The organism is Streptosporangium sandarakinum, assembly GCF_013409935.1.
Classification (GTDB): domain Bacteria; phylum Actinomycetota; class Actinomycetes; order Streptosporangiales; family Streptosporangiaceae; genus Streptosporangium; species Streptosporangium nondiastaticum.
Genome location: NZ_JACCCO010000001.1, coordinates 2,943,762 through 2,958,957, shown reverse-complemented (window position 1 = coordinate 2,958,957; position 15,196 = coordinate 2,943,762). Strand labels below are relative to the sequence as shown.

The 15,196-nt window shown below is 73.0% G+C and carries 13 protein-coding genes; 4 read left to right on the top strand and 9 right to left on the bottom strand.

Annotated elements, in window-relative coordinates; all coding sequences use genetic code 11:
* Nucleotides 1–68 precede the first annotated feature (68 nt).
* From HDA43_RS13205 to HDA43_RS13165, 9 genes are all read right to left on the bottom strand, one after another.
* Entirely contained in the window at nucleotides 69–1,265 is a 1,197-nt protein-coding gene (locus HDA43_RS13205; RefSeq protein WP_179820309.1) for a glycosyltransferase family 4 protein, read from the bottom strand.
* Nucleotides 1,255–2,619: a nucleotide sugar dehydrogenase gene (locus tag HDA43_RS13200; RefSeq protein ID WP_179820307.1), complete on the bottom strand. Its 1,365-nt coding sequence runs from the start codon at nucleotides 2,617–2,619 to the stop codon at nucleotides 1,255–1,257. The genes HDA43_RS13205 and HDA43_RS13200 overlap by 11 nt, the downstream gene beginning before the upstream one ends.
* Nucleotides 2,620–2,756: 137 nt before the next feature.
* Nucleotides 2,757–3,857 carry a GNAT family N-acetyltransferase gene (locus HDA43_RS13195; protein ID WP_218911711.1) on the bottom strand — a complete coding sequence of 367 codons (1,101 nt, stop codon included), beginning with the start codon at nucleotides 3,855–3,857 and terminating at the stop codon, nucleotides 2,757–2,759.
* A gap of 22 nt (nucleotides 3,858–3,879) precedes the next feature.
* Complete coding sequence (locus HDA43_RS13190) at nucleotides 3,880–4,803, bottom strand: glycosyltransferase family 2 protein (RefSeq protein ID WP_179820306.1); 924 nt, start codon at nucleotides 4,801–4,803, stop codon at nucleotides 3,880–3,882.
* Nucleotides 4,804–5,003: 200 nt separating this feature from the next.
* The gene (locus HDA43_RS13185; protein WP_312873223.1) at nucleotides 5,004–5,705 is read right to left on the bottom strand and encodes a polysaccharide deacetylase family protein; all 702 of its coding nucleotides are present in this window, start codon (nucleotides 5,703–5,705) and stop codon (nucleotides 5,004–5,006) included.
* Between the two features lie 122 nt (nucleotides 5,706–5,827).
* On the bottom strand, nucleotides 5,828–6,748 hold the full coding sequence (locus tag HDA43_RS13180) for an NAD-dependent epimerase/dehydratase family protein (RefSeq protein ID WP_179820305.1): 921 nt from the start codon (nucleotides 6,746–6,748) through the stop codon (nucleotides 5,828–5,830).
* Nucleotides 6,749–7,149: 401 nt separating this feature from the next.
* Entirely contained in the window at nucleotides 7,150–8,199 is a 1,050-nt protein-coding gene (locus HDA43_RS13175; protein ID WP_179820304.1) for a 2-oxoacid:ferredoxin oxidoreductase subunit beta, read from the bottom strand.
* Nucleotides 8,192–10,045 (bottom strand): 2-oxoacid:acceptor oxidoreductase subunit alpha, encoded by a 1,854-nt coding sequence (locus tag HDA43_RS13170; RefSeq protein ID WP_179820303.1) that lies wholly within the window; start codon nucleotides 10,043–10,045, stop codon nucleotides 8,192–8,194. The genes HDA43_RS13175 and HDA43_RS13170 overlap by 8 nt, the downstream gene beginning before the upstream one ends.
* A gap of 361 nt (nucleotides 10,046–10,406) precedes the next feature.
* Complete coding sequence (locus tag HDA43_RS13165) at nucleotides 10,407–11,915, bottom strand: polysaccharide deacetylase family protein (RefSeq protein WP_179820302.1); 1,509 nt, start codon at nucleotides 11,913–11,915, stop codon at nucleotides 10,407–10,409.
* 278 nt (nucleotides 11,916–12,193) lie between these two features.
* Here HDA43_RS13165 and HDA43_RS13160 point away from each other — a divergent pair, with 278 nt between their 5' ends.
* The 4 genes from HDA43_RS13160 to nuoH all read left to right on the top strand — a co-directional run bounded on the left by HDA43_RS13160 (nucleotide 12,194) and on the right by nuoH (nucleotide 15,066).
* Nucleotides 12,194–12,574 carry an NADH-quinone oxidoreductase subunit A gene (locus HDA43_RS13160; RefSeq protein WP_179820300.1) on the top strand — a complete coding sequence of 127 codons (381 nt, stop codon included), beginning with the start codon at nucleotides 12,194–12,196 and terminating at the stop codon, nucleotides 12,572–12,574.
* A 118-nt stretch (nucleotides 12,575–12,692) separates the two neighbouring features.
* Complete coding sequence (locus HDA43_RS13155) at nucleotides 12,693–13,190, top strand: NADH-quinone oxidoreductase subunit B (protein ID WP_179820297.1); 498 nt, start codon at nucleotides 12,693–12,695, stop codon at nucleotides 13,188–13,190.
* A complete protein-coding gene (locus HDA43_RS34340) occupies nucleotides 13,183–13,800 on the top strand; it encodes an NADH-quinone oxidoreductase subunit C (RefSeq protein ID WP_218911710.1) in 618 nt (205 codons plus the stop codon). Before HDA43_RS13155 ends, HDA43_RS34340 begins: the two co-directional genes overlap by 8 nt.
* A 312-nt stretch (nucleotides 13,801–14,112) precedes the next feature.
* Nucleotides 14,113–15,066: an NADH-quinone oxidoreductase subunit NuoH gene (gene nuoH, locus HDA43_RS34335; RefSeq protein WP_218911709.1), complete on the top strand. Its 954-nt coding sequence runs from the start codon at nucleotides 14,113–14,115 to the stop codon at nucleotides 15,064–15,066.
* Nucleotides 15,067–15,196 lie beyond the last annotated feature (130 nt).

The window sequence follows — 15,196 nt, the reverse complement described above, 5'->3', positions numbered from 1 at the left end:
GGCTCCGGGGTCCCGCGGCGCGGGTCCGGAACCGGGGGCTCCAGGGCGTCGTGTCCTCCGTCCGGAGGTCACGACCCCGCGCGCCGGGGGCGGGCGGCCTCGTAGGCGGCCAGCAGCGCCGTCCGGGAGTGCTCCCAGGACAGCGGGCCGGAGACCCGGGCCCGGCCGATCTCGCCCATCCGCCGCCGCTCCCCGGGGTCGTCGAGCAGCCGGGCGACGAGCTTGGCGAACGCCGACTCGTCGTTGGCCGGCGCGTACAGCGCCGCCTCCCCGGCCGACACCCTCGCCTCCCGCAGGTCGAAGGAGACGACCGGGCGGGCCATCGCCATGTACTCCATGATCTTGTTCATGGTGGACACGTCGTTGAGCGGGTTGAGCGGGTCGGGCGCCAGGCAGACGTCGGCCGCGGACAGGTAGCGCAGCAGGTCCTCGTCGGGGATCCGGCCGGTGAACTCCACCTGGTCGGTCAGGCCCAGCTCGCGGGAGAGGGCCACCATGTCGTCGAAGGTGTCACCGGAGCCGACGAAGACCGCGTGCCAGTCCGTACGGCCCAGCTCGTCGCGGAGCCGGGCCAGCGACCGCAGCGCGTAGTCCACCCCGTCCTGCGGGCCCATCACCCCGAGGTAGCACAGCAGGTGCGGCCTGCCCCGCCTGAGCCCCTCCTCGACGGGGACCTGGTGGAACCGTTCGACCACCGGGGCGCTGCGCACCACGAACACCCGCTCCGGCCGCTTGCCGCCCCGCCGGACCGCGACGTCGCGGTAGCTCTCGTTGGTCGCGATGACCACGTCGGCCGCGCGGTAGGTGAGCCGTTCCAGGAGGCGGACGGCCCGGTAGAGGAGGTCCTCGCCGCGGCCGAAGCGCGACAGGTACAGCTCGGGCACCAGGTCGTGCTGGTCGAAGACGAACCGGGCGCCGCGCCGCCGCATCGTCAGGGCCACCAGGAACAGCAGGTCGGGCGGGTTGCAGGCGTGTACCACGTCCACCGGTCCGACCCGCCGGGCCAGCCGGAAGGTGTGCCACAGCGCCGTGCCGTACTCCCGCAGGTAGCCGAGCGGGCCGCCGGTCGCCGCCCGCAGCGGGTAGCGGTGGATGCGCACCCCCTCCACCTCGGCGTACGGCTCGGTGTCCCGTTTCGCGCCCCGCGGGCAGATGACGTGCACCTCCCAGCCGGCGTCGCGCAGCGCGGTGCTCTCCTGCCAGACCCGGCGGTCGAACGGCACGGAGAGGTTCTCGACGAGGATGAGTGCTTTCCTACCAGCCAAGGCCCACGTATCCAGGGTGTGCCCGGCGCGCGGCGGCGTCGGGGAGGCGGACGAGGTCGATGATCACGCGGTCTCCGGCTCCGGCCAGCGCGTCCAGCACGTCGGGGTCCTTGCATCCGACGACGCAGACGTCGGCGTGCGCGAGCACCTCGCCCGCGGAACCGCTCAGCAGGTCGCCCAGGTGCGGCAGCCTGCTGGCGATGTAGTCGCGGTTGGCCCCCACCAGCCGCGACAGGGAGACGTTGGCGTCGTAGATGCGCAGGTCGTAGCCCTTGCCCAGGAGCCGTTCGGCCAGCTCGACCATGGGGCTCTCCCGCAGGTCGTCGGTGCCCGGCTTGAACGACAGCCCGAACAGCCCGACCCGGCGGCCGCCCGCGGCGGTCACCAGCTCGAAGGCGCGGCGCAGGTGGTCGTCGTTGGACGGCAGGACGTGCGCCAGCAGCGGCACCGAGACGTCGGCCCGGCGGGCCGCGTACACCAGGCCCCGCAGGTCCTTGGGCAGGCACGAGCCGCCGAAGGCGAAGCCCGGCCGCAGGTAGGCCGGGCTGACGTTGAGCTTGCGGTCGGCGAGGAAGACGTCCATCACCTGGTGGGAGTCGAGGCCGAGCGCCTGGCAGATCGCGCCGATCTCGTTCGCGAAGCTGATCTTCAGGCCGTGGAAGGCGTTGTCGGTGTACTTCGTCATCTCGGCCACCGTGATCGGCACCCGGAACACCTCGCCCGGCAGCCCCTCGTAGAGCGCGGCGACCACGTCGCCGCTCACGCGGTCCAGTTCGCCGATGACGGTCTTGGGCGGGTCGAAGAAGTCGCGCACGCTGGTGCCCTCGCGGAGGAACTCCGGGTTGACCGCCACGCCGAAGCCGGTCCCGGCGGTCAGGCCGGACTCCCGCTCCAGGATCGGGACGAGCAGGTCCTCGCAGGTGCCGGGGAGCATGGTGCTGCGGAAGACGACGGTGTGCCGCCCCGCCCCGGCCGCCGGCGGTTCGGGGGCGGGCGTCTCGGCGGCGGCCGGTGTCCCGGCGGCCAGCGCGCGGCCGATCTGCTCGGCGACCCGCTCCAGGTAGGCGGTGGACAGGCTGCCGTTGGGCGCGGACGGCGTGCCCACGCACACCAGCGAGACGTCGGTCGAGCCGACCGCCTCGGCGACGTCGGCCGTGGCCCGCAGCGCGCCGCTCCGCACGGCCTCCGCGGTCAGCTCGCCGATGCGCTCCTCGACGACCGGGGCCAGGCCGCGGGCGACCAGGTCGACCTTGAGCGGGTTGACGTCGACGCCGACCACCTCGTGCCCGGCGGAGGCGAGGCAGGCGGCGGAGACGCAGCCGACGTAACCGAGCCCGAAAACGCTGATTCTCACTGGGAACCGCCTCCATGGGGTCGTCCGCCGGCCGCGGGCGGGAGGCGTTTTCCGCGCCCCGCACTGCTCGTTCTCTAATCAGGTGATTTTCTGCGAGCGTTACGAAGTGAAAAATGGCAGCTCTGACTCATATGGCATTAGTTTCTCATTAATGTACGGATTTTTCGGGTCATATTTTGTAACCCCGGACCCAGGGGAGACGCTTTCGCCGCGGCCACCGCCGAGGCGCGCGCCCGCCGCAGCGCCAGCCGGGCCGCGCTCCGGGTGACCAGCCCCTGGCACACCGCCGTCTCGCCGGTCCTGGCCCGCCGCTTGTACTCGTCGTCCCCCCGCCCGAGGTCGACGCGGGTGATGCCCAGGGCCGGGGCCGCGGCGACGATCTCACGCAGCAGGATCCACCCGGGGGACAGGCCCGCGAAGGCCGGGTCGTAGACGGGGAACCACCAGTGCAGCACGTTTCCCGAGCGGATCCCGAAATGCGCGGCGACCAGATGCGGGCCCGCGTGCACCGCGGACAGGATCCCGCCGAACGAGGGGTCCCGCACCCGCAGCAGCCGTTCCAGCAGCTCGCGGCGGCCCGGTTCGGCGAAGTGGTCGCGGACGCCGGTGGCGGCGTACTGCGCCCGCTTCAGCGCCACCACCCGCCCGAGGATCCCCGGGTCGGCCGCGTCGGCGGTGAAGCGCACCGCGCCGTGGTCCCGCTCGGCCCGCCTCGCGCGGCGCCGGGCCTGCGCCATGTTGTCCCGGCCGCTGCGCGAGGCCCGGCCCAGATACCCCTCCAGCCCCCCGGAGACGTCGAGGTACGGCGACGCCCGCCGCGACTCCACCCACGGGGCGAAATCCGCGCAGCTCTCCACGAGATGGTCGAACGCGAAGCCGCGCACCCCGCCGGCGAGCAGGGCCCGCGGGGGGAAGGACGAACCGGGCGCGAGCACCGGCCCCTGGAAGTCGGCGCCCGGCCAGCCCGCGGGCCTGGCCATCGACCCGTCGCGGTGGTGGGGCAGCAGGGCGCTGACCACGCCGCTGCCGTCCCGGCCGACGGCGACCCGTACCTCGAAGCCGCTCGCGTGCACGGCGGCGGCGAACCCGGGGTGGAAGTAGGGGCTGTCCAGCAGCGGGTTGGCCGCCCGCAGCGAATGCCAGGCGTCGAGCTCCTCGGCGGTGAGCGCGTCGAAGCCCACCGTCCGCACGCTTCGCACGGTCCGGGCGGCGGGCGCCGCGTCCGCGGGCACGGTCATCGTGGCCTCCCCCGATCGCCGGTCAGTCGGCGAGCTTCCGGATCCGGCGTGACGGCAGCAGCAGCGCCATGACCGAAGCCCTCGACGTGCGGCGCCCGGCGAGCGCGCGGGCCGCCTCGCCGAGGACGACCGCGGCGAAGAAGAGGGACCCGGCGGCCGAGCCCCGGCGCCGCCGGAACAGCCGCACCCGGTTGACGGTGAGCAGCGCGGCCAGGGTGGGGTTGACGCCGGAGTCGCCGCCGATGTGCTCGAACACCGACGACGGCTCGTACCACAGCGTCCATCCCCGGTCGGCGGCGCGCAGCGCGAACTCGGTCTCCTCGCTGTAGAGGAGGAACGACTCGTCCCACGGGCCGATCTCCCGGATGAGATCGGTGGAGACGAGCATGGCCGCGCCCGTCGCCCACGCGGCCGGACCGGCCCGCTCATACTCCGCCGGGTCGGTGACCAGCTCGCCCAGGGTGCCGATGCGGCCCGCGAGGCCGCCGCCGATCACCGCCTCGGCCAGTGCCCGCCGTACGGTCGGGGTACGGCGCAGCGAGGGCTGCAGGCTGCCGTCCGGGTTCACCAGCCGCGGCACGGCGATACCGCACCCGGGTCGCCGCAGGGCCTCGGCGAGGGGGGCCAGCGAGCCCGGCCGCAGCCGGCAGTCGGGGTTGACCACCAGCACCGCGTCGAGCGCGCCGAGGTCGAGCTCCGCGACCCCCGCGTTGACCGCGGCGGCGTATCCGGCGTTGCGGCCGAGCTGGACGGTCCGGACCGGCAGGTCCGTGGCCTCCCCGGCGATCCGCAGCGAGCCGTCCCGGGAGGCGTTGTCGGCCACGACGACACGCGCGAGGCGCGTCCCGCGTGCGCCCTCGGCGAGGGAGCGCAGGCAGCCCGGGAGGACCTCCGCGCTGTTGTAGGTGACGACCACCACGGCGATCCTGGGCGCACCAGACGTCATGTACGGCTCATCGTGCCGCGCCGGGACGCCGTTACCGCGTTCCAAAAGGGCGTCGGAAAACGCCTTGAGGGTCCGAAGGGTCTCCGGGGGCGCTGGGCTGCCGGGGGTTGCCGGGGGGTTGCCGGCGCTGCGAGGTGGCCCCGCGCCGGCCGGTGCGGCCGGTCAGCCGTGGAACCGCTTGAGCCGACCGGTGCGGCCGGTCAGCCGCGGAACCGCTTGACCACCCGGGCGACCGTCCGGCGGGCGCGCAGCGGCAGCGGCGGGGTGCCGTCCACTACGCGGGACGCCCAGCCCGGGTCGATGTCGTGCCGCAGGCTGTTGCGCGCCTGAAGCCAGGAACCCGGGCGGGCCCGGCCGCCGTCGCTGGTGTAGGCGCGGGTCACCCCGGCCCGCCTCAGCATGCCGAGCACCCGCCTGTCGTAGGACCCGAACGGGATGGCCACCCTCGTCACCGGCCCGCCCACCAGCTCGCCGAGCAGGCGGTTCGCGCCGTCGATCTCCTCCTTCGCCTGCCGGGCGTCCAGCCGCCGCCAGTCGCGGTGGGCCCAGCCGTGCGAGCCGATCCGCATGCCCGCCGCGGCGAGCTCGCGGACCCCGTCGGCGTCCAGCCTGCCCGGCTCGCCGAGGAGCCCGGCCAGCACGAAGAACTCCGCGGTCAGGCCGCGTTCGAGCAGCCGGGGGAGGGCGATCTCCACGTCGGAGGCGTTGCCGTCGTCGAAGGTGACGCGGACGTCCGGGCGGCCCGCCACGGCGTCGAGCACCCGCTCGAACCGTTCCACGTCGACCCAGGTCTCGTCCTCGCCCTCATCGAGCGGGCGGACGGCCGGGCCGATGCCGTGGACCGTGAGGTTGACGACCGACTCCACCAGCGTCCCCTTCTCCGGCCGGGGTCCTTCGGCCACGCGGGACGGCGGGGCGGCGCGGCGTGCGGTCTTCCGGCTCCGTCCGGGATATCGGGACCGCCCGCGTCCCCCGTTACAGCGGTGGACGCCCGCCCCGGCCGGCGCAGGGCGGGCCCGGTGGTTCAGGACGGGCCGGGCGCGTCCTGGAACTCGCCGGCCCGCAGCCGGTCGGCGTACCAGGCGACGGTACGGCGCAGGCCGTCCTCCAGCCCGATGACGGGCCGCCAGCCGAGCACGTCGGCGGTGGGACCGATGTCGGCGATCCGGGCGCTGTCCAGCGGCCGGTCGGGGAGCGCGCCGTAGCGGGGACGCGCCACGCCGCCGGTGATCCGGACCAGCAGCTCGGCGGTGTCGCGGATGGTCGTCCGCGTGCCCGAGCCGACGTCGAGGCTCCGGCCGGCCGCCTCCGGGGTCGTGGCGGCGGCCAGGAACGCCTCGACGACGTCGTCCACGTGGATCCAGTCGATCTCACGCTTGCCGCTGCTCAGAGCCGGCTCCCGCCCCCGCAGCAGCGACAGCGCCATGTACGGCACCAGCCTGGCGAGGTTCCGCTCGCCCTGGCCGTAGACCATCGCGACGCGCAGGTTCGTCACGGGGACGTCCCACAGGCGGTGGAACATCAGGGCGTAACCGCGCGCGGCCCACTTGGCGGCCGCGTAGGGGGAGGACGGCACGGCGTCGCCCTCGTCCGGACGGGGCTCCTCCACCGACCCGGCCAGCACCACCCGCGCCCCGGGGTCCTCGGCGACCGCGGTCAGCAGGTTGACCACGCTCGCCAGGTTGCCACGGAGCATCGTCGGGACGAGCCGGGGGTCACGCGCGCCGGCGACCTCGCTGGCGAGGTGGAAGACGACGTCGGGCCGGACGGAGCGGACCAGCGCCCCGGCCGCCTCGGTGTCGCCGACGTCGGCGACGTGCCAGGCCGGGCCGTACTCGGTTGCCCGGCCGGGTCTGCGGCTGACCGCGTGCACCCGCGCGCCGAGGGCGGCCAGGCGTCCCACCAGGCGGGCCCCGATGAACCCGGTGGCGCCCGTCACCAGCACGCGGCGGCCGTGCCAGCCGGAGGCCTCGGAGCCTTCGGGACCCCCGGATCCCGTGAAGTCCCCGGAACCGCCGGAGCCGTCCAAGCCCGGGAAGCCCCCGGAACCTCCGAAGCCCTCCCGCTCGGGCCCGCTCGGCCGTTCGGATTCCGGGGCGGTCGGCATGGGCGTTCTCCCAGGGGTCGATGACGGCGCCGCCGGGCGCTCCGGCCGGGCCTCGGAGGGCACAGGCGTTTCATACCGCAACCGACCCGACGATGTACCCGATAACCGATGTATCGGGAAATTCTCCCTGGTTCTTCGGTGAGAAAAGCCACGGGGCCGCCCCCGCGTGGGAGCGGCCCCGTGGCCGTGCCTTCTTTCGTTCACTCCGGGCTCCGGAGCGGTCCGTGCGCCAGGCGCGGTCAGCCGATGCGCCAGGTGTCCCCGGCGAGCAGCAGTTCGTCCAGGTCACCGGCGCCGCGCTGGGCGGTGGCCTCCTCCAGCTGCGCGGCCATCAGCTCGTCGTAGCTCGGGCGGTCGACGTTGCGGAACACGCCGATCGGCACGTGCTCGAACGCCGGCTCGTCCAGCCGCGACAGCGCGAAGGCCAGCGTCGGGTCGGCGCGGTGGGCGTCGTGCACGAGGATCTCCTCCTCGCGCACCTCCGAGCGGGCGACGACCTCGATGCCGCCGTCGGCCGAGCGGCGGACCGCCTTGGTGGCCGAGACGATCGGCTGCCCGTGCTCCAGCCGCAGCGTGATCTCGTCGCGCTGCGCCGGGTCCTTGAGCTGCTCGAAGGCGCCGTCGTTGAAAATGTTGCAGTTCTGGTAGATCTCCACCAGGGAGGTGCCGCGGTGCTCGGCGGCCTGGCGCAGCACCGACTGCAGGTGCTTGCGGTCGGAGTCGATGGTGCGGGCCACGAACGATGCCTCCGCGCCGAGCGCCAGCGACACCGGGTTGAACGGCTTGTCCAGCGACCCCATCGGCGTGGACTTGGTGACCTTGCCGACCTCGGAGGTCGGGGAGTACTGGCCCTTGGTCAGCCCGTAGATCCGGTTGTTGAACAGCAGGATGTTGAGGTTGACGTTGCGGCGCAGCGCGTGGATCAGGTGGTTGCCGCCGATGGACAGCGAGTCGCCGTCACCGGTGATCACCCACACGCTGAGGTCCGGCCGGGAGGCGGCCAGGCCGGTGGCGATCGCCGGGGCGCGGCCGTGGATCGAGTGGAACCCGTAGGTGTTCATGTAGTACGGGAACCGCGACGAGCAGCCGATGCCCGAGACGAACACCATGTTCTCGCGCTTGAGGCCCAGCTCCGGCACGAAGGACTGGACCGCGGCGAGGATGGCGTAGTCGCCGCAGCCGGGGCACCAGCGGACCTCCTGGTCGGACTTGAAGTCCTTCATGCCCAGTGCGACGTCGGACTTGGGGACGAGGGACAGGCCCCTGCCGTTGGTGATGAGGTCACTCACTGTCGATCACATCCTGGATCACGCTCGCCAGCTCCTCGGCCTTGAACGGAAGCCCGCGCACGCGGTTGTAGCTGATGACGTCGACCAGGAAGCGGGCGCGCAGCAGCAGCGCCAGCTGGCCGAGGTTGATCTCCGGAAGGAGCACCTTGTCGTAGGAACGCAGCACCTCGCCGGTGTTGGCGGGCAGCGGGTTGAGGTGGCGCAGGTGGGCCTGGGCGACCTTGCCGCCGGACTTCCTGATCCGCCGCACCGCCGCGGCGATCGGGCCGTAGGTGGAGCCCCAGCCCAGCACCAGCACCCGGGCGTCGCCGTCGGGGTCGTCGACCTCCAGCTCCGGGATGTCGGCGGCGATGCCGTCGATCTTGGCCTGGCGCAGCCGGACCATCTTGTCGTGGTTGTTCGGGTCGTAGGAGATGTTGCCGGTGCCGTCGGCCTTCTCGATGCCGCCGATCCGGTGCTCCAGCCCCGCGGTGCCCGGGATCGCCCACGGGCGGGCCAGGGTCTCCGGGTCGCGGGCGAAGGGCAGGAACGTCGTGCCGTCCTCGCCGTTCGGCGCGGTGGCGAAGTCGACGGAGATGTCGGGCAGCTCGGCCGCGCTCGGCACCTTCCACGGCTCGGAGCCGTTGGCGAGGTAGCCGTCCGACAGCAGCATGACCGGGGTGCGGTACTTCACCGCGATCCGGGCCGCCTCGACGGCCGCGTCGAAGCAGTCGGACGGGGTGGCCGGCGCCACGATCGGCACCGGCGACTCGCCGTTGCGGCCGTACATCGCCATCAGCAGGTCGGTCTGCTCGGTCTTGGTCGGCATGCCGGTGGACGGGCCGGCCCGCTGCACGTCGACCACGACCAGCGGCAGCTCCGTGGTCACCGCCAGGCCGACGGTCTCGGCCTTCAGCGCCACGCCGGGCCCGGAGGTGGTGGTCACGCCCAGTGCCCCGCCGAACGCCGCCCCGAGCGCGGCGCCGACACCGGCGATCTCATCCTCGGCCTGGAAGGTGCGGATGCCGAACCGCTTGTGCTTCGACAGCTCGTGCAGGATGTCGCTGGCCGGCGTGATCGGGTACGAGCCGAGGAACAGCGGCAGCCCCGACCGCACCGAGGCGGCGATCAGGCCGTAGGCCAGGGCCTGGTTGCCGGAGATGTTGCGGTAGACGCCCGGGGCCAGCTTGGCCGGCTTGACCTCGTAGGACACCGAGAACGACTCGGTGGTCTCACCGTAGTTCCAGCCCGCCTGGAAGGCCGCGATGTTGGCCTTGGCGATGTCGGGCTTCTTGGCGAACTTGGTCTCCAGGAACTGGATCGTCGCCTCGGTCGGCCGGTGGTACAGCCAGCTCAGCAGGCCCAGGGCGAACATGTTCTTGGAGCGCTCGGCGTCCTTCTTGGACAGGTCGAAGCCCTCCAGGGCCTTGACCGTCAGGGACGTCAGCGGCACCGCGTGCACCCGCCACTCGGCCAGCGAGTCGTCCTCCAGCGGGTTGGCGGTGTAGCCGACCTTCTGGAGGTTGCGCTTGGTGAACTCGTCGGTGTTGGCGATGATGTCGCCACCGCGCGGCAGGTCGGACAGGTTGGCCTTCAATGCCGCGGGGTTCATCGCGACCAGGACGTTCGGCGCGTCGCCGGGCGTGAGGATGTCGTGGTCGGCGAAGTGAAGCTGGAAACTCGACACGCCCGGCAGGGTCCCTGCGGGGGCGCGGATCTCGGCGGGGAAGTTGGGCAGGGTCGACAGGTCGTTGCCGAACTCCGCTGTCCCGGCCGTGAAGCGATCACCGGTGAGCTGCATGCCGTCGCCGGAGTCTCCGGCGAAGCGTATGATCACGCGGTCGAGTTGCTGAACCTGCTTGGTCACAGCTCGGTCCTCCTCGACGCGATGGGGCGCCGTCGCTGGTGGCACGTTTTTCTTTCCATGCTAGATCCCTCGGGGTCACGCTTCGGGTGTTCCGCGTTCCACACGGTGGAAAGGCGCGTGCTCGCGTCACACGTCCTCTGCGGGTCGCGGAGTCGGGCTTCGGAGGGGGTCGTGAAGGGCCTGGGGGACGGTCACGACCGCGGGCGACCTGCCCGACACAGCCCGGCGGCGATCCGGCACAGGTCGACGTGCAGGCGGCCGAAGAGGACGGTTGTGGTCACGATCCTCAACTATATGTCCCGCCTCGAGTCGGAACCTTCTCCCCCGTAGCCATCTCCCCGTGGCGTCGGCCCCGCGCCGGTCAGAGCATCGTCTGCTTGTCGAGGGTCCGGGCGCGCTCGCCGGACTCGGCGGAGTCGTAGACCGCGCCCGGCCGCATCCCCTGCGAGCCGTACAGCTCGGGGACGGTGACGAAGGTGTAACCCTCGGCTTTGAGACGCCGCAGGACCTCGGCCGTGGCCTCGGCGGCCGATCCGCCCGTGTCGTGCATGAGGATGATCGCGCCGCGCGTGGCCCCCGCGACGGCCCGCGCGGCGACGTCCGCGGGGGCGTTGTCGCCGAGGTCGCCGGTGTCGACGCTCCACCGGACCACCGGCATGCCCAGCTCGCGGGCGGCGGCGGTGATCTGGTCGCCGACCCTGCCGTACGGCGGGCGCACCAGCGTGGGCACCTGCCCGGCGGCCTGGGCGACCGCGTCCCGGCCCCGGACGAGCTGGTCGGTGATCATGTTCCGGGACATGGCGCTCAGGTCGCGGTGCGACCAGGTGTGACCGGCGACCAGATGCCCCTCGGCCGTCATGCGCCGGAGCAGGTCGGGGCGGGCCACCGCGCTGGAGCCGACGCAGAAGAAGGTGGCCCTCGCCCCCTGCGCGGCGAGGGCGTCCAGCACCCCGGCGGTGCCGGTGCCGGGGCCGTCGTCGTAGGTCAGCGCGACGCACTTGGCCTTCGCGCAGTCGACGTCGCCGCCGCGCGAGCTGGTCGCCTTCGGCCGGTCGGCGTTCGGCTCCTCCAGGGAGGAGGGCGGCGGCGCCGTGGCCCGCCTGCCCGCCTCCTCGACGACCGCCCGCTGCGCCCGCAGCCCGGTCGGCGACAGCATCGGCCCGGCGGTCCCGGCCGGCACGGCCACCGCGACCCGGCCGAGGAAGCCCGGCCCGACCTGCGAGTCGTCGAACTCCACGACGAGATCGCCGTGCATGTTGAAGGCGATGGAGTCGAAGATCTTCGGGTCCGGGGTGACCGCTTGCGGGTTCGCCGCGGCCCCCCGGGACAGCAGGCTCCGCCTGGCGAGCCTGGCCAGCTCGGTCAGGGCCGCGCGGTCCCTGAGAAGGCCGGCGGAGTCCACGGCGCGCTTGTCCACCCGGTCGTACCAGACGGTGGTGCGGGTCTCCGTCCAGCCGCCGCCGGCGGACTCGCCGGTGCGCAGCCGTACGCCGAGCACCTCTTCCGAGGCGGCGGTGAGCTGCCAGTCCACGTTGAACTCGGCGCGGGGCGACTGCCCCGCGGTGCCCTTGCGATCCTCCCGCACGCTCCGGTCGAACAGGTCGAGCTGCGCGGTCACCGTACGCCGGAGCTCCTCGGTGAGGCGGGGGGCGTCCGCGACCGAGGGGTAGGCGGCGTGCACCTCCGGCTTACCGGGGTCGCGCCGGGAGACGGTACGGACGTCGAGTCCCCGCACGGCGGTGGGCGCCACGTAGTCGACCATCGTGGGTTCCGAGTGGAGGGGGGCCTCGGTGTCGGAGGAGACCGCGCCGCAACCCGCCGCGGAAGCGACGATCAGCGCGATTCCTCCGGTGAGTCGCAGACTGGGCATGGGTGCCAGGCTAGGGGCGATAAGTGGCTATTTGCCGTTTTTTGGGGTTAATGGCGGAGAGGTTTTGATCGTGAGAAGGTTTGGGCCCGCCATGGGGTGACCGGTGCCGCGGATGCTGATATAGCTGGTCAGAAGGGGCGCACACGCGGGACCGCCGCGGGCTCCGAAGCCGGTCGGAAGGAAGCCGCGCGGGAGGATCGACGCGGGCTCCGGGGCCGGTTCGAGGGGCGTGCGCGGCGGGACGCCCGCCGGGCGCGCCGGCGACGGAGAGGGAGGTCGTGACCGTGTCTCTCGGGTATCTCGGCTCCTACGCCGCGGTCTTCGCCCTGCTCGTGGTCGGGGTGGCGATCGTCGCCGGGGCGCTGTTCGCCAACCGGATGCTCAGGCCCGCCCGGCCGACCCCCGAAAAGCTGGCGACCTACGAGTGCGGCGTCGACCCGGTGGGCGAGGGCTGGGCGCAGTCCCAGGTCCGCTACTACGTCTTCACCTACCTCTACGTGATCTTCGCGGTGGACGCGGTCTTCCTCTTCCCCTGGGCGACGGTCTTCGCCGCCCCCGGGTTCGGAATGACGACGCTGGTGGAGATGTTCGTCTTCCTGGGGTTCATCGCGCTCGGCATCCTGTACGGCTGGCGCAAACGCGTCCTGACCTGGGCCTGACAACCGGGCGCCGCGCGGGACGGTCCGGCCCGCCGGAGCCCGCACCGGGAAACGGCGCCCGGCCCCGCCGAGGGTCCCACGGCCCCGGCCGACCGACACGGAAGGGAGAATGCATCACATGGCTGATCTCCCGATGCCCACCGTGGGGCCGGTCTCCCGGCTGGCTCCCAAGCCCATGCGCTTCGTCCTCAACTGGGGCCGGCGCTACTCGCTGTGGGCGTTCAACTTCGGTCTGGCCTGTTGCGCCATCGAGTTCATCGCGACCTCGATGAGCAGGCACGACTTCATCAGGTTCGGGGTCATCCCGTTCGCCAACGGCCCCCGCCAGGCCGACCTGATGATCGTCTCGGGCACGGTGACCGACAAGATGGCGCCGGCGGTCAAGCGGCTGTACGAGCAGATGCCCGACCCGAAGTACGTCATCTCCTTCGGCGCGTGCTCCAACTCGGGCGGGCCGTACTGGGACTCCTACTGCGTCACCAAGGGCGTCGACCAGATCATCCCGGTGGACGTCTACGTCCCGGGCTGTCCGCCCCGGCCCGAGGCGCTGCTGCACGGGATCATGATGCTCCAGGAGAAGATCGCCGCCGAGAACCTGGGTGACCGGTATGTCTGAGCAGCCCCCGATCCCCGAGCCGCCCGCGCGCCCCGTGGCCGGGGCCGGGCCCGCGACCCCCGTCCGGGACGCCCTCCTCGCCCGGTACGGCGAGCGCGTCCAGGTGTCGGAGTCCTTCGGCGAGATCACCGCCGACGTCCCGCCGGGTGACTGGACCGACCTGCTGGAGTTCGCCCGCGACCGGGGATACGTGTTCTTCGACTGGCTGACCGGTGTGGACGAGCCGCCCGACGCCTTCTCGGTGGTCGCCCACCTCTACGACCCCGTGACCCGCGCCCACCTGCTGCCCCGCACCCGGGTGCCGCGCGCCGACCCCCGCCTGCCCAGCGCGGTCGGCGTGTTCCGGGGCGCCGACTGGCACGAGCGCGAGACCTTCGAGATGTTCGGCGTGGTCTTCGAGGGCCACCCCAACCTGGTGCCGCTGCTGCTGCCCGAGGGCTTCGAGGGGCACCCGCTGCGCAAGGACTTCGTGCTGGCCGCCCGGGTCGCCAAGGCGTGGCCCGGCGCCAAGGAGCCGGGCGAGTCCGGCCACGGATCGCCGAGCCGCCGCAAGACGCTCCCGCCCGGCGTGCCCGCCGCCGGCTGGGGGCGCGACACCGAGGAGCGGTAACCGGGGACGGCACGCGGCCGGGACCGGGCCGCGATGATCCGTCCGCCGCGATGGATCCGGACGCCGCGGTGGTCCGTCCGCCGCGGTGAGTTCGAATGCCGCGGTGATCTGTCCGCCGCGGTGGGTCCGGACGCCGCGGGGGCCGGGAACCCCACGACGGGCGCGATTCTCGCGGCGGCGGGCGGGGATGCCACGGGCCCGGCCGGGGCATGATGACCGGGAGACCGGCAGACCCGGCCGCCCCCGCCCGTGGGCGCGGCGGCCGAGAGGTCCGGGTCCCGGCCCCCCCGGGGCACGGCGTTGGGAGGCGTGATGGCCGTGGTGCTCGACGTCGCCGTCCGGCTGGCCGTGATCGTGGCGGCGTTCCTGGTGCTCCCGCTGATCGCCGGGCAGGCCGAGCACAAGGTCATGGCCCACATGCAGGCGCGCCTGGGCCCGATGCGCGCCGGAGGCTTCCACGGCTGGGCGCAGCTGATCGCCGACGGGGTCAAGTTCGCGCAGAAGGAGGAGATCGTCCCGGCCGCCGCCGACCGCCGGGTGTTCGCCCTGGCCCCAGCGGTGGCGCTGATCCCGTACCTCGTGGTGCTGGTGGTCGTCCCGGTCGGCCCCGGCCTGGTCGGGGTGGACCTCGACGCCGGGCTGTTCTTCGTCCTCGCCGTGATGGGGATCGGCGTGCTCGGCTCGATCATGGCCGGCTGGGCGTCCGGCAACAAGTACTCGGTGCTCGGCGGCATCCGCTCGGCCGCCCAGCTCGTGTCCTACGAGCTTCCGCTGGTCCTGGCCGCCTCCAGCGTCGCGATGGCCGCCGGGACCCTCTCCCTGCCGGGCATCGTGGAGGCGTGGCGGTGGTGGTGGCTGCCCTGGCAGGCGATCGGCGCGGTCGTCTTCTTCACCGCCGGGCTCGCCGAGCTGCGCCGCCCGCCGTTCGACATGCCGATCGCCGAGTCCGAGATCATCATGGGCCCGATGACCGAGTACACCGGCATGCGGTTCGCCCTGTTCATGCTGGCCGAGTACGCCGGGATCATCGTGCTGTCCGCGCTGACCACGGTCCTGTTCCTGGGCGGCTGGCACGGGCCGTTCCTCCCCGGGCCGGTCTGGACGCTCCTGAAGGTGGCCGTCCTGGTCTTCGTGGTCATCTGGGTCCGGGTGAGCTACCCCCGGCTGCGCGAGGACCAGCTCCAGAGACTCGCCTGGGTGGGACTGGTGCCGCTGGCGCTGGTCCAGCTCGCGCTGACCGGGATCGTCCGTGTCCTGGCGGGCTGATCCCGGTGCGTCCGGCGGCCCCCGGACGTCGTGTCCGGTTCCGGCCACGTGTCGCGCCCCCGGATACGGCCTCCGGGATTTCAAAACGTGCACGCTGGGCAGGAGGAGGACCCGCATGTGAGACAGCACG

What these genes read in the sequence shown, in the direction of transcription:
- HDA43_RS13195 (WP_218911711.1), bottom strand. Translation starts at nt 3,857, where the DNA reads ATGACCGTGCCCGCGGACGCGGCGCCCGCCGCCCGGACCGTGCGAAGC.
- HDA43_RS13190 (WP_179820306.1), bottom strand. Translation starts at nt 4,803, where the DNA reads ATGACGTCTGGTGCGCCCAGGATCGCCGTGGTGGTCGTCACCTACAAC.
- HDA43_RS13165 (WP_179820302.1), bottom strand. Translation starts at nt 11,915, where the DNA reads ATGCCCAGTCTGCGACTCACCGGAGGAATCGCGCTGATCGTCGCTTCC.
- HDA43_RS13155 (WP_179820297.1), top strand. Translation starts at nt 12,693, where the DNA reads ATGGCTGATCTCCCGATGCCCACCGTGGGGCCGGTCTCCCGGCTGGCT.
- HDA43_RS34340 (WP_218911710.1), top strand. Translation starts at nt 13,183, where the DNA reads ATGTCTGAGCAGCCCCCGATCCCCGAGCCGCCCGCGCGCCCCGTGGCC.
- nuoH (WP_218911709.1), top strand. Translation starts at nt 14,113, where the DNA reads ATGGCCGTGGTGCTCGACGTCGCCGTCCGGCTGGCCGTGATCGTGGCG.